We start from the raw sequence: 23721 nt of genomic DNA on the forward strand, positions 1-23721 counted from the left end.
CCAGATAAGAGCGAACGATAACGCTCAAAATACAGGTTATTGAATGATGTCCACATCAAGCCCTGATTCTTGTTCAGAATCGCCGACCGTGTTGCTGCAGCGCGTTCACCAATTGATCCAATCCAATGTCCCTGAACATGCCGATACTGTATCTGCGCTTGCGCGTGTGATGTACAGCCATATTGGATTTTCAGATTTAATGAATCGAAGTGATTCAGATTTATATGGCGCAATTCTTAGTCTTTGGCGTTTTGCTGGCGAATACCAGCGGCCCGAAGCAAAAATTCATATTTACAACCCTAAACTGGAATTACATGGCTGGCACTCCAATCACACGGTGATTGAAATTGTGGTGCGCGATATGCCGTTTCTTGTTGACTCAGTTCGCATGGCATTTAGCCGACTCGGCATTACCTCCCATTTAACCTTGCATTCACCCGTTGCCGTGGCACGCGATGACAGTGGTCAATTGATTGGGTTTACCGCAGATTCCAGCGATGCCAACAAGTCACAACTCGAAACCTTGTTCCATATTGAAGTTGATCGCCAAGGATCCGAGCAGGCTAGAACGTTATTAGAGACAGAGCTGCGCGAATCGCTTAAGGAGGTTGCAGCAGCTGTCGATGACTGGCAATTGATGAAAGACAAACTGGCCGATGCTATTGCTGAAGTAGAACGCAGTGAGCATGGTGCGCTAGCAATGCCCAAGGAAGATGTGGTCGATTACCTAAAATGGGTGCACGCTAATAATTTCACCATGCTTGGCTACCACCAAACGAGCATCACGGCAGTTACCGGCGATCATGAAGTAGCGCGCATTATCGGCTCCGAACTTGGTATTTTTAAACTACACGACTTACCCGAGCGCTTGCACTTAAGTGAAATGATCAGAAGTGGCCAAGATGCCGCGCTTTCCAATGAAATTTTGGTACTCACTAAAGGTAACCAAAAGAGTAAGGTTCATCGCCCAGCATTTGCCGATTACATTGGCATCAAACGCTTTGATGAGCAAGGCAAGGTTGTTGGCGAACATCGCTTCGTGGGGCTGTATTCATCTTCGTTGTACAACAATAGTGCCCAGCACGTACCGCTGCTAAATCGTAAGCTTGAGCGCATTATGGCCCAATCAGGCTTGCTCGATGGCTCCCATGCTTACAAAGCATTGCTAAATTTGATTGAAACGTATCCGCGCGATGAATTAATCCAAGCCAGCGAACATGATTTGCTGACAGCCGCGATGGGCGTCTTGCAAATGCAAGAGCGCGATATGACCCGCGTGTTTGTACGCCGCGAAGTGTTTGGCCGTTATTATTCGTGCATGGTGTATGTCACCAAAGAGCGTTACAACACGCAGCTTCGCAAACAAACTCAATCGATTCTCAAACGATATTTCAACAGTGCTGAGCCGGTTGAATTTACCACCTTCTTTTCCGAGTCAGAGTTGGCCCGAACTCACTACATCGTGCGTGTCGATGATCACCAACAGGAAGTCGATGTGAATCAAATAGAACAGAATTTAGTTGAAGCTGCGCGATCGTGGGACGATCGATTTGGCGATGCCCTGACCAAACGTTTTGGTGACAACCAAGGCAGCCAGCTTGCCGCTCAATACGATCAAGCGTTCGATCCGAGCTACAAAGAACAAACGTTACCAAACGCAGCCATTGTTGATATCGACAAGATTGAGCAACTGACCAGTGACGAAGAACTGGGCATGTTGTTTTATCAACCCCAGGAAATTAGTGACGCCAATGCAGTGTGTCTGAAACTGTTTCATCGCAATCAGCCCATCCCGCTATCTGACGTGTTGCCAGTACTGGAAAATCTTGGCCTCAAAGTCATTGGGGAACGGCCTTACGAGGTCAAAGATGCCTCTGGCGCTCGAAGCTGGATCCTCGAATTTTTCATGACCTACTTAGGTGATGCTGAATTAGATATTGTTGCGAGCCAACAACGTTTTCAACAGGCACTTGCCGGCATTTGGCAAGGAGACTATGAAAATGACGGATTTAATCGACTTGTACTCAGCGCTGACTTGTCAGCGCGACAAGTTTCGATGCTACGCGCATACAGCAAGTACATGCGCCAAATTGGCAGTACCTTTTCACAACAGTACATTGAAAATGCGCTGACCAAATATGCTGGCGTTGCCAAACAACTAGTGCGCTTGTTTGAGACGCGTTTTACGCCCGATACATCTCTCGATGCTGGCAAGGATCGCGAAGCCGACTGCCAAGCACAGGCCGAAGCCATTGAGGCGGCGTTGGAGCAGGTTGTTAATCTTGATGATGACCGCATCATTCGCCGCTATGTCACGCTAATTCAAGCAACCATTCGTACCAACTTTTATCAGCTGGATAACGGCGCTAATAAGCCTTATTGCTCGTTCAAAATGCTGCCCGACTTGATCCCGGAAATGCCAAAGCCATTACCTGCTTATGAAATTTTCGTGTACTCACCACGCGTCGAAGGTGTCCATTTGCGCGGCGGTAAAGTCGCCCGCGGCGGCTTGCGATGGTCAGATCGGCGCGAAGATTTTCGCACCGAAGTGCTGGGGTTAGTCAAAGCTCAACAAGTTAAAAATACGGTAATCGTACCGGTTGGCGCAAAAGGCGGATTCGTTTGTAAGCATCCGTTAGATGGCTTGAGTCGGGATGAATTTATAGCCGAAGGGCAAGCTTGCTATCGCTTGTTTATTCGGGGCTTACTGGATGTGACCGACAATGTTGTAAAAGGCGAATTGATCCCGCCTAAACAAGTGGTGCGCCATGATGGTGACGATTCCTACTTAGTGGTTGCTGCAGATAAAGGGACGGCAACATTCTCCGATATTGCGAACGGCATTGCAGAAGAGTATGGCTTTTGGCTTGGCGATGCCTTTGCATCGGGCGGCAGTCAGGGCTACGACCATAAAAAAATGGGGATCACCGCCAAAGGGGCGTGGGAATCTGTTAAGCGCCACTTTCGTGAACTCGGGGTTGACTGCCAGCATGAGGAATTCACGGCCATAGGCGTTGGCGATATGGCTGGCGATGTATTTGGCAATGGCATGTTGTTGTCACCGCATACGCGTTTGGTGGCGGCGTTTAACCACATGCATATTTTTATTGATCCCGAGCCGGATGCGGCTAGCAGTTACCAAGAGCGACAGCGACTCTTCGATTTACCGCGCTCTAGCTGGCAAGACTATCAAACCGATCTGTTATCGGAAGGCGGTGCCATTTATTCGCGCGCGGCCAAGTCCATTACCATTTCGGCACAAGCGCAAATAGCGCTCGATACGCGGCAGGCAACATTCACGCCGACAGAACTGATCCAAACCATCCTTAAAGCTCCAGTCGACTTGATGTGGAACGGCGGCATTGGTACCTATTTTAAAAGTGCTGCAGAAGCCCATGCCGATGTGGGCGATCGTGCTAACGACACGTTACGAATCAATGGTAGTCAGCTGCGCGCCAAAATATTGGGTGAAGGCGGAAATTTAGGGGCGACGCAGTTAGGCCGAATTGAATTTTGTCGTAACGGCGGACGAGCCAATACCGACTTTATTGATAATGTCGGCGGCGTCGACTGCTCCGATAACGAAGTCAATATCAAAGTGTTGCTCAATCACATCGAGCAACAAGGTGAACTTACGCGTAAGCAGCGAAATCAACTGCTCGTTGATATGACCGAAGAAGTCTCTGAGTTGGTACTTGACGATTGCTACCAGCAAACTCAGAGCATCAGCGTTACTCAGTTCCGTGGCGGCGAATTGCTGAAAGAGCAGGTCCGATTGATCCATGATATGGAACGAGAGGGAATTCTCGATCGCGCATTAGAGTTTTTACCGTCGGATGACGAAATTGGTAATCGCCAAGCCAATGGTGTTGGTTTAACGAGACCAGAGCTGTCGGTGCTAATTTCTTATGACAAGATGCGACTAAAAGAGCAGCTCAATAACGACGATATCACCCACGACAGCTTCCATAGTAAAGCCATGGTGTCATCGTTCCCGAAACGCCTGCAAGAAAGCTATAGCAAGCAAATGGCAGAGCACCCGCTGCGCTCAGAAATTATAGCCACACAGTTAGCCAATCAAATGGTTAACGACATGGGCATTAACTTTGTCAATCGCATGCGCGATGAGACTGGCGCAGAAGTGAATGACATTGCGTGCTGTTATACCATTGCTCGGGAAATTTTTGGCGCGACGGCGTTGCGCGAAGCGGTACAAGCGCTCGATAACACCGTCACGGCGGAAGTCCAGTTTGAATGCTTCGTCGAGCTACGACGGATTCTTCGTCACGCGTGCCGCTGGTTCTTGCGTCACCGTAATCGCGCGATGTCGATTAAAGACACCATTAAATTCTATCAGCCTGCGTTTGATGCCGTTCGCAGCCATATGTCATCAAGCCTGGTTGAAAGTGAATGGCAAGAGTTGGTTGATAAGCAGCAGGAGTACATGAATCATGGTTTATCTGATTCGCTGGCTGCTCAGTTTGCACAGCTCAGTACGCTTTATTCAACATTAGATATTGCGCAAATCGCCGAGCTGCAGAATCGCCCCATTGAATTAATTTCCGATATCTACTTTAAGCTCGGAGCGCGGTTAGAGTTGCATTGGTTCCTTAACCAGATCCACGAACAGCCCGTCGCAAACCACTGGCAGGCGTTAGCACGAGCATCGTTCCGCGAAGAGTTGGATTGGCAGCAACGTGCTTTGACGCTAGCGGTGAATCGTTATTGTCAGGATGGTTGTTACGCAGACGATATGGTTGAGCGTTGGTATCAACAGCATCAACAAACGGTAACTCGTTGGAGCCAGATGCTTACAGAGTTCAAAACGGCCAAAGGCCATGAGTACGCTAAGTTTTCTGTTGCGCTACGGGAGTTGATGCTGTTAAGTCACACCAGTGATCCGTTACAATAATCACCATTCCACGTTCCATGGCCAATCCGTCATTGCGGATTGGCCTTTTTTAGAGTGATCACGCTATGTATTACAATCTCGCTCGCCGCATTATTTTTACTCAAGATCCAGAACGAGCACACGATCTTACCATCGGCATGATGAAACGCATTGGCAAAACGCCGTTGCGTAACTTGTTATCCTGCTCGGCAATAGGCCATGGCAAACAAGTCATGGGGTTAAATTTTCCCAATCCGGTTGGCCTTGCCGCAGGTTTAGATAAAAACGGCGAATGCTTGGACGCATGGTTTGCAATGGGTTTTGGTTTTGTTGAAGTGGGGACGGTAACGCCCAGACCACAAGACGGTAACCCGCAGCCGCGGCTTTTCAGAATCCTTGAAGCGGAAGGAATTATTAACCGCATGGGGTTTAATAATAAAGGCGTGGACTACCTAGTAGAGCAAGTAAAGCAGGTTAAAAACCGCACAGGTCTAATAGGCATCAATATTGGTAAAAACAAAGATACGCCGGTAGAGCAGGGCAAAGATGATTATCTTATTTGTCTAGACAAGGTGTATCAGCATGCTGATTACGTTGCAGTTAATATTTCGTCGCCCAATACTCCAGGTTTACGCTCACTACAATACGGTGAAGCACTTGACGATTTATTAGCGAGCTTGAAAACGCGTCAAGCCGAGTTAGCCGAATTGCACGGAAAGTATGTTCCGATTGCCGTTAAAATTGCACCGGATATGAGCCATGACGAAATTGCCCAAACGGCAGATTCATTTGCTCGTCATAATATTGATGGCGTGATTGCGACGAATACCACACTCGAACGCGATCTTATCAAAGGTATGAAACATTGTGATGAAACTGGCGGCCTAAGTGGTAAACCACTTCAGACACAATCGACTGCTTTTATAGCGACCCTTGCAAGTGAACTAAAAGGCCGACTGCCGATCATTGGCGTTGGTGGTATTGACTCACTGGCCGCAGCACAAGATAAACGCAGTGCTGGCGCGGATCTTATCCAGATCTACTCTGGATTTATCTACAAAGGACCACCATTAGTTCACGAATTAGTTGAAAAATTACAATAATTTGACACCTGCCAACTTCACAACACTGATTAAAAATTGTAAATTAGCAATATCAGTTACATGAGGTTGGATTATCGTGAATATCGCCAAGCAGGACTGGCACTGGCAGTTTAACGATTCAGTGAATCGTTTAGAGGTGTGTTCATCAGAGAGCACCTGCTACCAGACGAATTTAAGGAAATCACAGCTCTCCGGGGACGCGCTGCGTAAGCAGTCCTTGGCGATCGATGATCTTGCATTTTTACATGCAACCTATGAATCCATGGTTGAGCAATGTGGTAAAAATGACGAAACCGCGCTGTTGTTAGCCATTAGCGCCGCCTCTGCTCGAAAATTCTTTAAGCCAGCATTGCCACAGAGCTGGTTTTTCTTACCGTCATCAGCGGTATTGACTATTTCAGAACAAATGCTGATTGAGCTGGACACGCCAATTGAATCTGGAATTTTCCTGACCATAGAAACCAATGAAACGACATCGTTATTAATGTCCATTAATGACGAACTTGCATTAACCGAGCATAAAACATTGGCCGCTGGACACATTATTCGTGTCATGAATGATCGGATTGCTCGTTATGCATCAAACTCAGCGATTGAAAGCTCTCGCAAATTGCTAACGGCATAAACAAGTAATAATGATCGTCGAGAAGCGTCAGCATTTGCTGGCGTTTTTTTTTGGCCTGCTTGAAATTCAGCGTTGTTATTATGACGCCACAGCCATTTTTTTATGCCATAAGAGTCGTTGGATAGGGAAGGCTGCTCGGTTGCTAACTTGCGGAGTCGCTAACATAGTGGCGTGCGCCAATAATGATTCGCTTGGAATATATTGAAACTTGGAGAATTGGTTGCGGGGGCCGGATTTGAACCGACGACCTTCGGGTTATGAGCCCGACGAGCTACCAGACTGCTCCACCCCGCGACATTGGGTGTGATGAAGAGGCCACAGGCCAATCTTCCTATCAGCTTGTGCTGATACTGGTTTTACTTTTGCTTGTAGAGTCGAAGTTGATGCTAAGACTATTTCAGCGGTGTTTGCAAAGAGGGTAGTGTTTGACCACTTGTCTTTGTTGGTAAATTTGCGTTAGCAAATTGGTTGCGGGGGCCGGATTTGAACCGACGACCTTCGGGTTATGAGCCTGAAATAAGCATCCAATCCGCACTAACTAATACTTACCTTATTTTACCTGATCAGACTAACTCATTGAATAGGTGTAATTAATTAGTTGTTCCGCGTGACGTTAGCATTTTCATCCAATACGAATCCACGTTATGAGTTGTCACACGTGACACTGAATGGCTATGCTGTTCTCAAGCAGGGCGCAGACTTTAACACAGCATTTTTGTAATGCAAGCCCTAACGCGCAACTAATCAAGAATTGTGTAAATGCTGTCCGCACGAGCCGGGCGGTTAATCATTATCGCTATTTTATGGATGAGGAACCGATCTGATGGTTTTCGTTGATCTTCAATTGAGACAACATCAAGCACTTGCTCGTGTTAGGAATGAGTTGGACGATGATGAGTTTGACAGATTGTTATCCATTATCATTTCCGTAGATCCGCCACCCAACCTCGTAAATGTTGCTCGCATAGCTTCAAACTTAGCGAAAGATTACAAGACAGCATTAGAGTGTGTTGAATGGCCAGGCGATGTAAGGCGTATCCTTGAATTTGAGCTTAATGTATTGACCCCTCTTGCGCATGAGGATAAATCGCATCTGACATCCAACCCTTTTCGACGCCATTTCGGTGATTTTGCTATCGCTTCGTTGTTTGCTGAGCGGTATGCGCAAAATCTAACGCCCAATAACAGGCAGCTACTCAGCCTCTTAAGATTTACGTTTCTTCTTGTTTCTCGGCGCAGTGTGAACGAAAACAAGTTCGAAACTGATGGGCCAATGCTTTGCTTTAATGCAACTGAGCTACGCAAAGCAATGGCAAAACAATCATTTCCAACAATACCACTCCCATTGGATGTTACGCAGCTATGTAAATTGATTTGCATGTGTCCGAAGAAGCTTGATATTCCATTCCAGGATCAATTCGTAGATGCATCGCTAGCTGTAATACAACGGACATCAGTTGCTGAGCCGCCGACATTGAGGATTCGTAAACCGGCAAAGAGTCGCAGCACCTTCGATAATCCAGATCAAATACTTGATAAAACAGCTGACCGGCACGCCCCCAATGTATGCATTTCTCTTAAATACATACCTTCCACACTCACGCGTGAAAGTGATGAGCATTTGGTCGAAGTCACTTCATTTAAAGAACAAAGCGATGAACTAGGCCCAGATAAACAAGGACTTCATTCTGCAATGTTGTACGGAAGTCGTTTAGCCCTTCGGCAAAAAATGCTGTTGCCTTGGCGGACTGATGTTTTATCAAGTGAAGAAGCCTCAATTATCATTCCTGAGCTCGTTCGGGTTATGAAAAATGGCGATGCCAAAGCGCAAATACCGGCGGTTGTAACGCTGTTTTCGTTAATTACATCGAAACCGATTTCTTATCTATACGATCTTACTGTATCGAAGAAAGCTTTTTCGGGGGAGGGGGTATCGCTCAAGTTAGGTGTTTGGTTTCGGATGGACATACAAATGCCACAATCATTTGTACCTTCAAGTTCACAGCAAAGGTGGCTTGATGCTCATGATCCGCTCGTGGCTCTCCCTCTTCCGACGGCTTTGCTTAGTTGTTTAGAACAGCTATTAATCGACTTACATAAAGATTCGATAAAATTAGCAGATTTATCTTCGGTACCGCTGGAGCGGCTTGTCGTGCAGTTCTTGCAAACGATCAGCAAACCTTTTGGCGTACTTCATAGGCGCATTACGCCAGCGGCTGTTCGATCTTTCGCTTATCAGCAAATCGCAATGAAATGCGACCCTGGTTTTGCAAATCTTCTGCTGGCAAATACCGAATACCAAAGTCCTACCCAACTGTATTACCTAGCTCTACCGCACGTTCAACTTGTTGATGCATACAAGCAATTTCTAGGTGACAAAGGATTGGTTCATACGCATTTAAGACCATCAACGGTTATGTCTGGAAGCAGGCTTTGTTTGCAGGTTCAACTACTAAGACGTTTGTTAGCTGAAAAAAGGCACGAATTAGAATTGCTACTCAACATGTCGAGTAGCTCACTTGATCAACTCATAGCAACGCACAATGCGCTAGCCGGTTATACCGTGTTATTGGCTTTAGTGTTTACTGGGCACCGAGACCGAAGTGAATATAGCTTTAATCAAACGACAATTGCGCAGGCGCAAAGGGGCACCATTCTCTGCGATAAGGTGAATTTCGCTGAGAGTGCATTGCGCTTAGTAGCTTTGCCGGATGTGTTTTTTGAACAATTAACAGTGTATCGAAAGCACTGTGGCCTGCTTGCGAAAAAGCTAAAGGACCGGGCTCCTCAATTAGCCACTCGTCTGACTCAAATAAGCCATAATCAATTACTCCTTGATTGCCCTTTGTTTGGTGAGATTGATGAGATATTAACGTGGAAAGGCATCGGCACGGTATTTATGAAAGGTTATTTAGGCTCACCGTGGAGCTTGCCGCTGAATGCATTCCGACATAGCTATTGCTCCATGTGGCGTCGCTACGGATATGGCCAGTTTGCCGGCGCAGCAATGGGCCATGTAGGGGCTGGTGAGCACGTATATGATCCGTTATCGCTAATGCTCACGGAGTATCTTGATTCAATGCGTAACGTCGTTGAGTTATATGCAGAAGAACTTCAATGCAAAGCCGCAGGCAGGGCAAAGGTGTTCGTTGGGCCGACTATGTTTAAAAAGCTCAATGAAAAGCCGTACTATCCAAAAAACTTAAACCGCACGTTAGTAACTAACAGCAAAGCGATAGCTCAAGCTCGTCAGCTAATTGAACCGTTTAGACGAGAGCTAAAGGGAATGGGCGGCAGTAATTCGGCCGTTACCCTAAGGCAACAAATCATCGAGCATGCGTTGACCAAACGTCATGAATTTAAGTCGGAACGAAACTTTACTAAGGTGTTGAGTTACCTCAACCGGTTCATTGAGAAATCAACTTACGGCAGGAAAGCCAATCAATATTGGCTACTTACACTCGATCAGACTATTGGTCTTGATTACGAGCAAAATTATTCATCGCAGCTTATGTACGAGTTAAAACGAAAATTAACTCCATGGCTGGCAGGGGAGGTGAACTGTCAGGAAAGTGAGTTGCTGCCTCGATTTCTGATCAGTGCGATTGTAAACGGACAAATTATTTCGACAGTGACTGCTCAGATGCTTAGGTGCTGGTTAAGAGAAGCCCGCTTCGTTGATGGTTTTTTATCTATTGCAGATAAAGAAAGCGGCTTACGGCAAGGGTATATTTTTGATTCGATTACCTCAGGGCTTTGGCTTAACTTAAGAAGGCAACCAGAAACGCTAATCGACTACAATATCATAGCCATTGATAAATGTTTCAGGCAGCAATTGCTGCGGGTTGGTTTTACATTTTCTAATAACGTGAAATCCACCATACGGGCATTACAAGGTCTTGTTAGTCGATCATTTGACGGTGGTTCTGTGTTGATGGGCGCTATAAGTCGTGGTGAACTGCCAAGCACGGGTCTCAATGTTGAACGCTTGGCAAGACTGTTAACATCAAAGATTGCTCCGAACGAACACGAGCGACACATAGAACCTAACATACGGTTAAAAACGTTTAACTATGGCTCTGAAGAGAGTGTGCAAGCCAACGATAAAGCAGTATTTAAGGAACTAAGAGCAACATTACTTTCAAACAAGGGCACCACTAATCGTAACCTTCAAAGCGTTGTTAAATCGGTTTGGGCCCAATGCATTCGAAGTCAAGCGCAGGCGTCAGTCGATGAGCTATGTATCGCCTCAACCAGCCTATCAAGTACTGCGATAGCAATACTTTATTGGCTATATAAAGTAGCAGGACGTCCCGGCAAGGGCAGAAAGTCCATTGCTGTTGGAACCTTGCGTACCTATTTATCAGCCATATGCAATCCTGCTCTTGAACATGCGGGAGAGCTTAATTTCTTTGACTTGAATGAAGATGAATACACGGAATTTTATAATCGTGTGTTGGATTGTCGAGATCTAGAAAATCGACCGCTTAGGGCAAGCATCCTTCGGGATTTTCATCACACATTGGAGCGTTTCTTTGAGCTGCCAGAGTTAGAGTGGCAGGACATTGAACCTAGGGTTAGCGCTAGGACAGCGTATGTTGATGCCAATCTTCTTGATTCTTCCTCCTATAACATGGCCGTTGAGCTATTGCTCAATGGTGAATTCGTCGATAACGCACAACGGTTGGCTCAAGCGAGTTTGCTCGTTGCTTGTTTTAAATTAGGCTTGCGCGCGGGTGAATTTCAGCGATTGCGAGTTGGAGATATCAACCTATCTGAGTGGGTTGTGCACGTTCGTAGTAATCGCTTTGGCAGGACAAAGAGCCCTAACAGCAATCGCAGAATAGCCTGCGGATTTTTGCTAACTGATCTCGAAAAATCAATTATTACTCAGCAATGTAAGCTAGCCCAAAGCGCGCACCCTAACGGCGATCCATTGCTGTTGTTTGACCCAAACCACATTGCTGTACCTCGCAGGTTTAGAGAAACTTTTGAACCGCTGGTGTATCTCCTTCGTCAGCTTACCGGTGAACCTAATCTTAAACTGCATCACTGTCGCCATGGGTTTGTCAGCTATCTAATGGTTATCTTTCATCCATTGTTCGATCAACCGGTTCTCAGTCAGTTAGGGCAGCAGTGGCTTGGGGTTGATGATTCTGAATACCGCCATCGCAGGAATCAGCTCGTCAAACAATGGGTTGGTGATTTAGCATCCCCCCACAAACACAGCCATGCGATTGCACTGGCAGTCGGGCATGCGGAGGCCCATACGACACTGCATCATTATTGCCATGTCGCTGAACTGCTGAGTTATGTTGAACGTGCCCAAATTAATTATCAGGATTTTGAAATTAAACAAGTCGCACAGCTAGTAAATCGAACCGCAGGATCTGCGCGTCAAATCGTGAAGCGTTATGGTCATGTTGACGGGCGTTTACGTGCACTGCTCCGGCGCGCAGAGTGGCCTGATGAGGTGATATTGAAGCTGGAGAAGAAACCACTTGTCGATGTAAATTCCCGAGTTAAGACGACGTATGAACAAAAATCTGAACTAATTGCGGATTTAGGTCGAATTAACCGTCAAATTCGTCTGTATATTGACCTTATTAACTTTTCTGACATAGCGATAATTACTGGTGATAGTACAAGAATTGTTGTTGAAACCGTTCTGTCTACTGAGACGGTGATCAGGAACGTAGGGTATCGCGCATTAGATCTGCCGTACATCGAACAACATGAACGAGCGATTGTAAATCGTCGGCTAGCGAAGAGTCTGAGCCGATTGACGCAAACACAACAGTTTCGAAGTTTGTTAACGCAATTGGTTGTTCAGAACTCAGTCGATGAGCTGTTTGAGCTGGTCAAGGACTGGGAAAAAAATCAGAGCTATTTACCGGTCATCAATGGCACTCATTACGAGCAGAAATTACGAAACGTGCTGACTTCCACCGGATTGACGATTAAGAAACAAACTGCCGTACCAGTCAGGGGTACTACTGAAATAGATTATGTGCGGTGGGCAGCATATAAAGAAGGGCATAGCCGCAGCGTTACAGTGTTAGTTAATCACATCTTGTTTTTGTTGTGTGTACGTAGTGATTTGAGGATCTAAACAGACAATTAGTGCGTGACACGTTGTGCAAGTAAAAATGCGCAACACACAATAAAATATTACCGAATTAAATTGGCCTCATTAATAGGATTAAACGATTAAACTTTGTGTGTTTGGGAAGTAAATGTGCTTTAACAGATTGCCTATTACTACTGACGCAACAAAATAAGCTTGGATCTTCAAGGACCAGTGGGGATTGATAATACGACAATTGGTTGTCGTTGATGTTAATCGCAAGCGCCTCGTAAATAACGCTATTTATTCCCCCCCTTTTTGTTGTCTGTCGCCAGTAGGGCTGCAACCTTCTCAAACGGTGCGGCACTGTCATATGAAAGCAATCTGAGGAAGTCGCTATGGGTATCAAGTTAAAAGCAAACGAGGTGACAACGCAAGGCCTGCAAGCCATTGTCATCACAGATATTGACCATTTTAAGTTATCGATAAGTAAGTTAGAAGAGCTTTTCAAGTTAACGTTGCCGGTCAAAGATCGTGCAGGGTTGCAACTTGTGTTGACCGCCGGAGAACTCAATTTTGAGCTCTCGAAAGATGTTGATTTATTGCAAGGTGACAACGACCAGCAGACGATTGCAATGTTCGATGAGATAGAAAACCTCGTTGGTGCTGCCTACACGTATCTTCGTTATCAGTCGATTGGCGACGACGATGCCGCTGTTCAAATCGACCATGAGTACAGCGGCCGCGTCTCAAAAGTGTTAGACATACTTAAAGTTCTCCCTGAGGACTTAGTACTTGAAATGGATGACTACCGGGCAATAGAGCTGATAAAACAGCAAGGCTTTATAAAATCTAACAAGCAAGCTGGGCGCGAGTTGTCTTGGAATGGCTGTCAAATAAACTTACCCGACCTATTGAAAGACCCCGCAGCCACGTTTATCTGCAGAATCAATGGAAAAACATTCGAAGCAAGGCTGAACATTAACGAAAGTGATTTTCAACTTGTAAAAGAACTCGCATTTAAATTGGTGCTATGCAACATAATATTTCTTGTATCAGGCACTAAAAGTAGCAAGTCATATGTAGGTAATTTATTGAGAGTTGTAGCTGCACCTGCTTCTCAAATAACGCTAGATTTGTAGGTTGCCGAAGACAAGGCAGGAGATTTCGTTACTGAACACTCGCGATCTCAACGCTTATAGTATCACCTTACTCACTGATATTTGTTTGGCTGTGCAAATGCACAATATTTACCTATAATAGTGCTTACGAACAAGTTGATGTCGGAGTTTATGATGACTCATGCGCATGCAGTAGCGAAACTCAGCCCAGCCGATGTACTTGGGAAAAGCACCCTTAATGCAGGCCGCCATCTCGGATTATCTGCGGACCAAGTCGGCGAAATTATCGGTCGTGGCCGAACAAGCATTACTCGCAATGGGATTGACCCAACATCAAAAGTAGGGGATTTGGCAATGCTGCTAGTGCGTCTATATCGCTCTGTACACACGCTAATGGGAGGAGACGCAGCCAATATCCGACACTTTATGACCTCCTATAATCGAGGCACGCAAGGTCGCCCGATCGACCAAGTTTTTCGGGTTGATGGTTTGGTGCGTGTGGTGTCTTATTTGGATGCGATGCGTGGGCGCGCATGATCTTTCCCGATATTGTTCACGAGCCGTTAAACGGGACACTATGGCGCATTGTTGAATCACAAGAGAGTGCGGCAACACTTAGCATTTCCGATAATCTGGCAGAGCAAGCGGTTTTAGAGGAGCTATTAGAACAGCACTCTAAACCACCATACCGAGATGATTTAAGCCGCTATTCTTATCTGCTCTCAACTCCGTTTCGCTATCCACCACTAGACCACGGCAGCCGATTTGGGGCTGCCACTGAGCCAAGTCTATTCTATGGCTCAGTCGAGCCAAATACTGCGCTGACAGAATGTGCTTACTACCGGTTTTCATTTTGGGACGACATGGTACTACCGCCGCCAAACCCAATGGTCACGCAGCACTCCTTGTTCAACGTTGGTTATGCAACGGAACATGGAGCCAACCTGATCTCTGCTACCGAAGAGCAACGGACGTTGCTCAGTCACCCTTCTGATTATTCGTACAGCCAGTCATTCGGTACTCATATGCGAGATGCAGGTATTAAACTATTTCAATTCTATTCTGCGCGCTGTTCGATGCAAGGGATGAATATCGCGCTGTTCGATCCATCACCATTCACGATCACATCGCCAACAAGCAAACAAGAGTGGCTCTGTGAGCTGACAGAAGGTACGGTGTTCTTTAAACGCGTGCAGCATTCTGCTTCACAAATGTTCCTGCGCCAACAATTCATCGTCGACGGAAAATTACCTCGACCGGCATAACAATCTGCTTGCCTTAAAAGGAGTGAGCTGTGCACTTGATGATCTTCTGTTGTTCGGCTAGAAAACGGCTAATGTATTACTATCGAACTGAACTTGCTTGCTCGTGAGCGCCAGCTTGTCTATTTAAGTAAATCGCCTTGCCGGTATCTGGGGGCAACCTTGTTTACTATAATACTAAGCGGGTCCATTGAGTAAAGTGATAGCACCAATGACGATTTATGCGTGGTTAATCTTTTGTATTTGCTTGTTCGTCGTTCTACTAATTGGCGGAAGCGTTTTGGCAATAAAGGCTTACGATGGACACAATTCAAAAAAACTAAACGCTAAGCCTTAGTCGTTCGGTCGTCAGTGCCAATGCAAAACTAAACTATTAACGCCAATTGAAAATTGATCCACTTTGTGACTGTTCGTGCTTTAACTGCACTAAAGGGAGCATATGTTAATCCAATAAATATTTGTTGATATCCATATCATTTTCCAGCATGCACAATACTTTTCGATAACTCCACTTTTGCGTAGCACAATACAAACGCAATTAGCAGCCAAACAACCATCATCGTATAAAGCTAATTCCATTTAATATTTAGCACAGCGGTGCTCTGTTGGCCTGCTAAGCTCTCAGAATGAACGCGGCTCTGCGCTTTCTCGGTCGGCGATTTGTAAAGCAAGGGCGAGCGCACTTTGGGGTTTGAATCCATAGCGACTATTAAGCGTGCTACAAGTTAAGCAGTGCCGAATTTCAATCGCTATTTGTGGTAAGTGTGCGTCAAGGTAACTCAAGCCAGCACTGCAAACTTCTAACGTTAATGCATCGTGTTGCACCCGTGTGCCGAGCGAGCCGTGTTGATGGTTTGGCTTGATGGTTTTTACTTTACCAATGTCGTGAATAAGCCCTAAAACAATGGCTAAATCTTTGGACTCCAAGCTTTGGTTGGGTACAAGTTGGGCCAGCTTTTCGGCCACTTCAACACTGTGCTCAAACAAGCCGCCGGGATAGGCATGATGATGTGACACGCTGGCGGGACAAATCATCAATCTAGGGCCAACATCTGATGCAAATAGACAAATATTTAAAAACGTCCGAAGGTGCAGATTACTTATTTGGTCATACAATGCCAGCGCACGTTTAAGTAAAGACGGTTGGTAGCTAGTAATATGAGGAAGCAGCAATGGGAGCGGGTTTAAACACGCCAGTTCCGGCACACGGCAGGCAAGCTCAATTTTATGAAGCAAGCGCCACCGACCTTGACTTGAGCTGAGCTTCAAGTAACAAACAGCACCTGTTGTGACGAACGATTCTAGTCGGTTACTTTGATTGAACCAGTAAACCCAATAAGAACCACTGAAATCGCTTAACAGAACTTTCCAATAGGTATTGCCGTGAAGATCAAATTGCTGCTCCCAATCCATCAAACGATAATAACCTTGCGCGATTTCCAATCGTTTTAGCTGCTCAATGCAAGGCTGAAATTGAGTTGGTAAGACTTGTGCCTTAGGCAAAGAAATCAAGTTAGGCATGATCAGCGCTCCCTTTGTTTTTCGCCAGCATGCGTTCAAATGCGCTGCCATCTTGGCGTGTCAGATTCGGCACAAACCGAGAGTAAACGCGAAACAACATTTGAGTGTTGGCATGGCCCATTTGTTTGGCAATCCACTCTGGAGACTCGCCAGCTGCGAGCCACAGTGTTGCTGCTGTATGACGAGTTTGATAAGGCCGGCGTTTGCGCATCCCAAGACGCTTGAGTAACGGGTACCAAACGCGCTTGGTGACGTTATTGTGGTCAATCGGCTGGCCGGTTTGATGACAAAATACAAAGTCTGATAACCCGCCTGTCGCTTGTTTGTGATGTTGCAACGCTTTGAGTACCGGAGCACTCATGTGAATGTCGCGTTGGGAGGCGTCCGTTTTGGTATAGGTTTCTTGACCTGCGACCTTGGCTTCGCGAACTCGGATCACCCGATTGTTAAAGTCAATGTAGCGCCACTTTAAGCCGTCAATTTCGCCGGTTCGCATGCCGGTAAAAAAACGAACTAAGAAGTACGTACGGTAGTCAGGCCGAACAGCTACAAGCAATCGGTTAACTTCATCTAGGCTAAAAGGTTCAACGTCTGTCTTTTCTATTTTTAGTGGTTTAATCCGCTCAAACGGGTAGGGGAATCCATAGCGGTCACTAGCCTCTTCAAAGATCCGACGTAGCGGATCCATGATTTTATTAATGCGATTGTTGCTCAGTGATTCTCGGCCATTGCGACCGGGCAGGGATGCCAATTTTGCGCGAAACTTCAGAATAGTTGGCCGATCAATACTATCAACAGCACAGCCAGCAAACGCAGGTAGATAGTGCTTGTTGATGATGCTTTCGATATTGACGCGATGTGAGTCACGCCAATTCACTTTATTTTCTTCGAGCCACTCAGCCACAAACACCTCAAATGGCGGCGTTGCCGATTGAACAGCTTCATCTTGTGCTCGCTTTAGGCGATTTCGGCTTGAAGGAAAATGCAGTGCATAGCGGAATGTCCCGGTGGCCAGCTCAAGCGTGATCCGATCAAGTTTAGGTTTTAGTTTACGTCGATTGGTACTGGTATCAATCAGCCCCGAGCTTTCACGGCAGCGTTTCCCTTGAAACACGAAATCAAAATAAAGCTTGTTGGTATCTTTACGCGTGGAGAGGTTAGCCATTGGTCACCTCGTTGTAGACCATTGCAGAAGCGTCAGCTGGCGCTAATGCCAACATGTCTTTTTCAATCTCTTCCCAAATGAAAAGCAATTTACGACGCCCGAATGGGCGAACGTAATGGCGTCCTTCAAAAAGGCATACGTTAACCAATTCATTGCGAATAGTGCGAGGGTTGTACTGAATACGTTGTGAAAGCTGCTCGGTTGTTAAGTAAGTTTGTGACATAATGAAGCCCTTATCGTTCTCTTAGTGGTAAAATAAAACCTACAGGAGACAAAATAGCATAAAGAACAACCGCTGCAAGTGATTATTTTCTTCTGTGGGTGTTTTTCGTACGGAGAAGGAAATGTTAAGGTGCCACCTTTCTCGGATCCTTGGTGAGAGAAAGCTAAAAATAACAGAACTATCGCGAGCAACAGGGATCAATCAAAATACGCTGTATCGCTTGTATAATGAAACAGCGACACGCGTTGATTTGGGTGTGATTTATACTTTGTGCCGCTACCTTGATGTTGAAGTCGGTGAGCTATTCAAGCTGCCAGATGAATGAGTAAGCGCCTTGAACTAAGATTAACTTGCCGCCGTTATTGTCAGTCTTTTGAGGCTGGTAATTTGGCTGGCAGCAGCCGTTACTTAAACTGCCTAAGTTTCTGCTGGAGGGTATGATGAAAGAAGTCCCAATGTTCTCAAAAAAAGAATGGGTCGGCTTGGCTATCTGATTTGTCTTTGTGTTTCTTGTCTCTAGTTACTCGTAGAGTTTTTATTAGCAAATTTGGACTTTGAGACTATTAGCTCTTCATAAATTGCCGCAATAGTTAAAACGAAACACTACATTTGGGCGCGAATCTGATTAGGTTTTGAGCTCCATATGTCATGTTGCATCCTCATGTGTTGATTTTTATCTGCTTGCGTCAAAAATTGAAAAAACTCAAGCGTAATAATTTCTATATTCTGTAGAATCTTTTACCAACGCCTCATGCGAGCTCCAATAATTGATGCCAACACTTCTATCCTGGTTGGGTAAAACCGATCTCGACAACATGTCGCAAGATTCCTCTGCAGCCATTGCTTCTATTGCTCTAAAGCATGAGCAGCCATTCGAACAGATCCTCATTCTGGCAAATGCATGGGATGAGAAATGGCATCAATACGAGGAATGGCTGAAACGGCGCCTAGCAACCTTGTCTAGGCCTACAGAAGTCAAGATTGTCCGAGCACACATCAATAGTCCTATTGATTACCCAAGTATCGGCCGAGAAGCAGACAAGTACATTGGCAAGCTAGCAAATGAGAGTGATCAGCTTTTCATAAACCTAACCTCTGGCACACCAGCAATGACTGCACTGTCGGTGGTGTTGGGTAAGGCCAAAGAAAACGTTCATTTCGTTCAAGCTACACCGGACAACAAACTCATCTACGCTGAAATTGATGTTGATTTCAGTCGAGTCTACAACAAGTCTGCTGCTCACCAAGCCGCAGACCGAGCGACTAAAGTGCCTAAGCCACAAGCTGGATTCGAGAAACTAATCTCAGAGTCAAGCAAAATGCAGCAAGTGGTGACCACAGCAAGCAACTACGCTAAAGCAGAAGTACCAGTACTTATCCTGGGCGAGACAGGTACCGGTAAAGAGGTCATGGCAAATGCCATTCACCAATCTAGTTTCAGAGCTAATCAACCTTTCAAAATCGTCAATTGTGGTGCGCTGCCAGAAAATTTGGTCGACTCTATTCTATTCGGCCATGTCAAAGGCGCATTCACAGGCGCTCAAAAAGATCACAAAGGTCTTTTTGAATCTGCAGATGGTGGCACCTTGTTCCTCGACGAAGTAGGGGAGCTTAAACCAGATACCCAGGTTAAATTGCTGCGGGCGTTGCAGCAGGGCGAGATAACGCGTGTTGGTGATAACCAAACGCGAACTGTTGATGTACGTATCATTGCAGCAACCCACCGCAACTTAATAAACATGGTTGATACTGGCGAATTCCGAGAAGATCTTTTTTACAGACTGGCCATTGGCGTTATCGAATTACCGCCATTGCGGGAGCGAAATGAAGATATTGCTGCACTAGCTCAACACTTGCTGGCCGAGATTAATGATAACTTTAAACAGCTCTCTGGCTTCAAAAGTAAAAAAATATCCGAAAACGGAATTAAATTTATCGAGTCGCAAGCATGGCCTGGCAATATTCGTGAATTGTGGAGCACATTACACCGAGCTGTACTGACGACTGAGTCAGCAGAAATTGGCGCAGACACACTGAAAAATAGCGTCATTAAACGTCAATCGATAGCTGAAACTGAATCGATTAGCTTGTCGTATGGTGATTCGGTTGATGTTAACTTTCTTATTGAAAAATATAAGAAAAAATATGTGCTGGCAGCACTTAAAGCATCGGGTTACAAACTAACAGAAGCAACAAAAATGCTAGGGCTCAATAATCATCAAACGCTTAAAAGTTGGATGGAAAAGCTAAATATTGAACTTCCAAAATAATACGTTGGCACAATCATTGAAATCTATGGGACAAGGAACGTAACGAGATGAAGCAATCAATGAACTTTGAATTTATCAGACCTCATATGCCGCAAGCTGCCGATTTGTGTTGGTGTGCTGAAAATGTGTTGCATATTGATCCTGGTAGTTCAGCAACACGTTTGCGCGCAGTATGTGAAGTCATTGTCAACGAAATATACGAGCAAGAAACACTCACCAAGTATGATCGCGATAACTTGAACGACTTGATGCGCAAGCCTTCGTTTCAAGACTGCATAGATAAAAGCCTTTATTACAAACTCGACCAATTACGCTTATCCGGCAACAAAACAGCGCACGGTGCAGAAGGGCAGCTGCGCGAAGCCGCCATGTGTCTGGGCATTACACACAATGTGCTGATCTACATGGCCGTGCATTATTTCAATGTATCAGCATCAAGCATTGCGTCATTCAAAGACGTGCCAAAGCCGGAATTACAAGCTAAACAGGAAGTTGAAGAGCTCAAGCAAAAGCTAAAAGCAGCAGAAGAAAAAGCGCTCAAAGAATCTAAGGAAAAAGAGCAAGAACGCAATAAGCGAATCAAAGCTGAAGTTGATGCTGCGCAGCGCGCAAAGGCCAAAGTCAAAAGCCAGCACACAGCGCAATCGCTAGAGTGGAATGAAACAAAAACTCGAGAGCTTTTGATTGACTCCATGCTCGCTGATGCGGGGTGGGATGTCACCAATGACCAACAAGTCGGGATTGAAGTGAAGTGTATTAGCCCCATAGATAACCGAAACCTGCGTGTCGATTACGTGCTTTGGGGAGACGATCATTTACCGCTGGCTATTGTTGAGGCCAAAAGAGCGTCTGACCAAGATTTAGCCGCAGGCCGTGAGCAAGCAAGAGAATATGCTGCTGCGTTGGAGGCTCAAACAGGGCAACGTCCAGTGATCTTCGTAACTAATGGTTATGAAACTGAAATTTGGAATGACGCAGAAGACAACAGTGCCCGCGACATTTACGGCTTCTATGACAAAGAAAGTCTCGAGTACCTTATTTTCCAACGCACTTATAAAACGAAAGAGCTGGAAAAGAACAACCCGAACCCAAACATCGCAGGGCGCGATTATCAGATTGAAGCGATTAAAGCTGTTGCTAACCGCTTTCAGCCGGATCACGCTGAGCATGGCAGAAAAGCATTAATTGTTCAGGCAACCGGTACCGGCAAAACCCGTGTCGCCATTGCCATCAGTGATCTATTAACCGAACAAAAATGGGCAAAGCGCATTTTGTTCTTGTGCGATCGCAAAGAACTGCGTCGGCAAGCTAATGAAGCCTTTAAGGAGCATTTGCCATCAGAAGCGCGTTGTGTGGTCGGTGAAACCAGTAAAATTGATGACACAGCGCGTATTTACATCGCCACTTACCCAGGCATGATGGGGCGCTACGCCAGTCTCAATGTGGGCTTTTTCGATCTGATCATTGCTGATGAATCCCATCGCAGTATCTACAATAAATACCGTGAATTGTTTGAGTATTTCGACGCTTATCAAATTGGCTTAACGGCTACACCGGTGAAGTTCGTTGAGCGCCACACCTTCTCGTTGTTTGGTTGTAACGAAACCGAGCCAACATTTAACTTTGGTTTTGCCGAAGCCGTGAAGCGGCAGTACTTAGTGCCATATCGTGTCAAAGACCACACTACCGAATTTTTGCGAGAGGGTATTTGCTACAGCGATTTGAGTGATGAGCAGAAAGCTCAGTTGGAAGAAGATCTTGGTGAAGAGGAAGCCAAGAACACTCGAATTGCAGGCAAAGACATTGGTCGCAAAATCCAAAGCGAAGACACTGAATGCCTCATCCTTGAGAACCTAATGGACAATGGCGTCAAAGATCCCCATGGCACCATTGGTAAAACCATCATTTTTGCGCAACGCCATGAGCATGCACAAAGCTTGGCGAAAACCTTTAAAAAGCTTTACCCCCAGCATGGCGACCGGGTTTGTAAAGTGATCCACAATAAGGTTCGTAATGCCGAAGCCCTCATCACCGAATTCAAAAAGCCCGATAACGACTTCCGCATCGCGATTTCAGTCGACATGCTCGATACAGGTATCGATGTGCCCGAAGTCGTCAACCTCGTATTTGCCAAGCCAGTTCGTTCATGGGTCAAGTTCCATCAGATGATTGGCCGTGGCACTCGATTGTGCCTGAATTTGTTTGGCCAAGGTGATGAAAGCGATCCTGCCGACCCAAACCACAAACAAGAGTTCTGGATCTTCGACCACTACGGCAACTTTGCTTACTTCGAAGAGGAGTATGTAGAGCTAGACCAAGGCACTTCAAAGTCCAGCCTACAGCAGCTATTTGAATCGCGAACAGTGCTGGCACGCCAAGCGCAGCTAAAAGGCCTTGAAGCCTCGACTACCTTTGACATGGCTATTGCGCTGCTCAAAGAAGACATTAATGATTTGCCGCAAAAAGCCGTTGCAGTGAAACGTGGATTGCGAAGTGTCCATCAGTTGCAACAAACCGATATGCTGGCAACGTTCAATAGCACTGCGCAAAAACTCCTAGAAACAACCATTGCGCCCCTCATGGGCCAGCGTGTGATGCATGATAAAGCTGCCATTAACTTTGACCGGCAAATGGTTGAGCTGCAACTGGCATGCTTGGCTAAGGCGCAAACCCTGCACGATCTTAAAAATGCGCTCATCAAAGAGCTCGATGACTTGGCGGTGAATATTACTCATGTTCGGAACAAAGAAGGCGTCATCAACCGAGTTAAATCGCAAGACTTCTGGCTGAATGTGACGGTGGCTGATCTAGAAGATGCCCGCCTGCAACTGCGCGATATCATGAAGTACAAAAAGAAAGGCGCAGGTGTTGGCTACGATATGCTCAAAACAGCCACCAAAGAAAACAAACATGAAGTGCGCGAGTTTGAGCGCAAGGTCACGATAACCGATGAAGCCCAGGCAATGCTGTATCGTGAGAAGACCGCGCGCATTTTAAAACAAATGCTCAACACCAACCCAATTCTAACCAATGTGTATGAAGGCAAGCAGGTAAAACCAGAAGAACTTGATAGCCTGGTCTCTACCATTCTTGTCCAACACCCTGGCGTTGATATTAAGGTACTGAACGAGTTTTATGGTCGTACCGCAGAAGAATTGCAGACAACCCTGCAAAACCTCATAGGCCTTGACCCAAGCTATGTGCGGTCGCACTTCGCGGGTTTTCTTCAGGCACACCCTGAGCTGACTCACAAGCAAGTTCAGTTTTTGAATATGCTGCAACACTTCATTGCCGAACATGGCAGCATTACCCAAGGTCAGCTTTTCCAAACACCGTTTAATAGCATTGACCCAAACGGCATTGCCGGGGTGTTTGAGCAAAATGACATACAAGATTTAGTTACGTTGCTATCGCCGTTTGTTAACGAGCCAGCAGCGTCAACCGTTAATTAATTCAGGCCACGTATTGCACCA

General features: G+C 45.9%; 13 protein-coding genes and 1 tRNA gene. 10 read left to right on the forward strand and 4 right to left on the reverse strand.

Annotated features, from left to right (window positions below):
- Window positions 1–43: 43 nt before the first annotated feature.
- The 3 genes from K0504_RS04445 to K0504_RS04455 all read left to right on the forward strand — a co-directional run bounded on the left by K0504_RS04445 (window position 44) and on the right by K0504_RS04455 (window position 6619).
- Window positions 44–4912: an NAD-glutamate dehydrogenase gene (locus tag K0504_RS04445; protein ID WP_225917958.1), complete on the forward strand. Its 4869-nt coding sequence runs from the start codon at window positions 44–46 to the stop codon at window positions 4910–4912.
- A gap of 65 nt (window positions 4913–4977) precedes the next feature.
- Complete coding sequence (gene pyrD, locus K0504_RS04450; RefSeq protein WP_220102956.1) at window positions 4978–5994, forward strand: quinone-dependent dihydroorotate dehydrogenase; 1017 nt, start codon at window positions 4978–4980, stop codon at window positions 5992–5994.
- Window positions 5995–6070: 76 nt separating this feature from the next.
- Complete coding sequence (locus K0504_RS04455) at window positions 6071–6619, forward strand: cell division protein ZapC domain-containing protein (RefSeq protein WP_220102957.1); 549 nt, start codon at window positions 6071–6073, stop codon at window positions 6617–6619.
- 217 nt (window positions 6620–6836) lie between these two features.
- On the opposite strand, the gene K0504_RS04460 is transcribed toward K0504_RS04455, so the two are convergent.
- Window positions 6837–6913: transfer RNA gene (locus tag K0504_RS04460), tRNA-Met, on the reverse strand.
- A gap of 529 nt (window positions 6914–7442) precedes the next feature.
- On the opposite strand from K0504_RS04460, the gene K0504_RS04465 reads away from it, so the two are divergent.
- The 4 genes from K0504_RS04465 (at window position 7443) to K0504_RS04480 (ending at window position 15072) form a co-directional block, all read left to right on the forward strand.
- Window positions 7443–12731 (forward strand): site-specific integrase, encoded by a 5289-nt coding sequence (locus tag K0504_RS04465; RefSeq protein WP_220102958.1) that lies wholly within the window; start codon window positions 7443–7445, stop codon window positions 12729–12731.
- Window positions 12732–13084: 353 nt separating this feature from the next.
- Window positions 13085–13828 (forward strand): hypothetical protein, encoded by a 744-nt coding sequence (locus K0504_RS04470; RefSeq protein ID WP_220102959.1) that lies wholly within the window; start codon window positions 13085–13087, stop codon window positions 13826–13828.
- A 138-nt stretch (window positions 13829–13966) separates the two neighbouring features.
- Entirely contained in the window at window positions 13967–14344 is a 378-nt protein-coding gene (locus K0504_RS04475) for an MbcA/ParS/Xre antitoxin family protein (RefSeq protein WP_225917959.1), read from the forward strand.
- The gene (locus tag K0504_RS04480) at window positions 14341–15072 is read left to right on the forward strand and encodes an RES family NAD+ phosphorylase (protein ID WP_220102960.1); all 732 of its coding nucleotides are present in this window, start codon (window positions 14341–14343) and stop codon (window positions 15070–15072) included. The genes K0504_RS04475 and K0504_RS04480 overlap by 4 nt, the downstream gene beginning before the upstream one ends.
- A 618-nt stretch (window positions 15073–15690) precedes the next feature.
- Here K0504_RS04480 and K0504_RS18310 read toward each other — a convergent pair.
- Genes K0504_RS18310 through K0504_RS04495 form a run of 3 tightly spaced genes read right to left on the reverse strand, consistent with a single transcriptional unit; the run spans window position 15691 to window position 17978 of the window.
- The gene (locus K0504_RS18310; RefSeq protein WP_225917960.1) at window positions 15691–16590 is read right to left on the reverse strand and encodes an HD domain-containing protein; all 900 of its coding nucleotides are present in this window, start codon (window positions 16588–16590) and stop codon (window positions 15691–15693) included.
- The gene (locus K0504_RS04490) at window positions 16583–17755 is read right to left on the reverse strand and encodes a site-specific integrase (RefSeq protein ID WP_220102961.1); all 1173 of its coding nucleotides are present in this window, start codon (window positions 17753–17755) and stop codon (window positions 16583–16585) included. The genes K0504_RS18310 and K0504_RS04490 overlap by 8 nt, the downstream gene beginning before the upstream one ends.
- Window positions 17748–17978, reverse strand: coding sequence for a hypothetical protein (locus K0504_RS04495; protein WP_220102962.1), 231 nt, complete (start codon window positions 17976–17978; stop codon window positions 17748–17750). The genes K0504_RS04490 and K0504_RS04495 overlap by 8 nt, the downstream gene beginning before the upstream one ends.
- A 121-nt stretch (window positions 17979–18099) precedes the next feature.
- Between K0504_RS04495 and K0504_RS04500 the strand changes: the two genes are divergently transcribed.
- From K0504_RS04500 to K0504_RS04510, 3 genes are all read left to right on the forward strand, one after another.
- Complete coding sequence (locus K0504_RS04500; RefSeq protein WP_220102963.1) at window positions 18100–18303, forward strand: helix-turn-helix domain-containing protein; 204 nt, start codon at window positions 18100–18102, stop codon at window positions 18301–18303.
- 445 nt (window positions 18304–18748) lie between these two features.
- Window positions 18749–20248, forward strand: a complete 1500-nt coding sequence (locus K0504_RS04505; protein ID WP_220102964.1) for a sigma-54 interaction domain-containing protein — start codon at window positions 18749–18751, stop codon at window positions 20246–20248.
- Between the two features lie 47 nt (window positions 20249–20295).
- A complete protein-coding gene (locus K0504_RS04510) occupies window positions 20296–23700 on the forward strand; it encodes a DEAD/DEAH box helicase family protein (RefSeq protein WP_220102965.1) in 3405 nt (1134 codons plus the stop codon).
- The last annotated feature ends 21 nt before the right edge of the window (window positions 23701–23721 follow it).

The sequence above is a fragment of the Neiella holothuriorum genome (assembly GCF_019457915.1).
Classification (GTDB): Bacteria; Pseudomonadota; Gammaproteobacteria; order Enterobacterales; family Neiellaceae; genus Neiella; species Neiella holothuriorum.

Excerpts from the sequence above, each read along its gene's own strand:
- K0504_RS04445 (WP_225917958.1), top strand. The coding sequence starts at position 44 with ATGATGTCCACATCAAGCCCTGATTCTTGTTCAGAATCGCCGACCGTG.
- pyrD (WP_220102956.1), top strand. The coding sequence starts at position 4,978 with ATGTATTACAATCTCGCTCGCCGCATTATTTTTACTCAAGATCCAGAA.
- K0504_RS04465 (WP_220102958.1), top strand. The coding sequence starts at position 7,443 with ATGGTTTTCGTTGATCTTCAATTGAGACAACATCAAGCACTTGCTCGT.
- K0504_RS04470 (WP_220102959.1), top strand. The coding sequence starts at position 13,085 with ATGGGTATCAAGTTAAAAGCAAACGAGGTGACAACGCAAGGCCTGCAA.
- K0504_RS04475 (WP_225917959.1), top strand. The coding sequence starts at position 13,967 with ATGTCGGAGTTTATGATGACTCATGCGCATGCAGTAGCGAAACTCAGC.
- K0504_RS04480 (WP_220102960.1), top strand. The coding sequence starts at position 14,341 with ATGATCTTTCCCGATATTGTTCACGAGCCGTTAAACGGGACACTATGG.
- K0504_RS18310 (WP_225917960.1), bottom strand. The coding sequence starts at position 16,590 with ATGCCTAACTTGATTTCTTTGCCTAAGGCACAAGTCTTACCAACTCAA.
- K0504_RS04490 (WP_220102961.1), bottom strand. The coding sequence starts at position 17,755 with ATGGCTAACCTCTCCACGCGTAAAGATACCAACAAGCTTTATTTTGAT.
- K0504_RS04495 (WP_220102962.1), bottom strand. The coding sequence starts at position 17,978 with ATGTCACAAACTTACTTAACAACCGAGCAGCTTTCACAACGTATTCAG.
- K0504_RS04500 (WP_220102963.1), top strand. The coding sequence starts at position 18,100 with ATGTTAAGGTGCCACCTTTCTCGGATCCTTGGTGAGAGAAAGCTAAAA.
- K0504_RS04505 (WP_220102964.1), top strand. The coding sequence starts at position 18,749 with ATGCCAACACTTCTATCCTGGTTGGGTAAAACCGATCTCGACAACATG.
- K0504_RS04510 (WP_220102965.1), top strand. The coding sequence starts at position 20,296 with ATGAAGCAATCAATGAACTTTGAATTTATCAGACCTCATATGCCGCAA.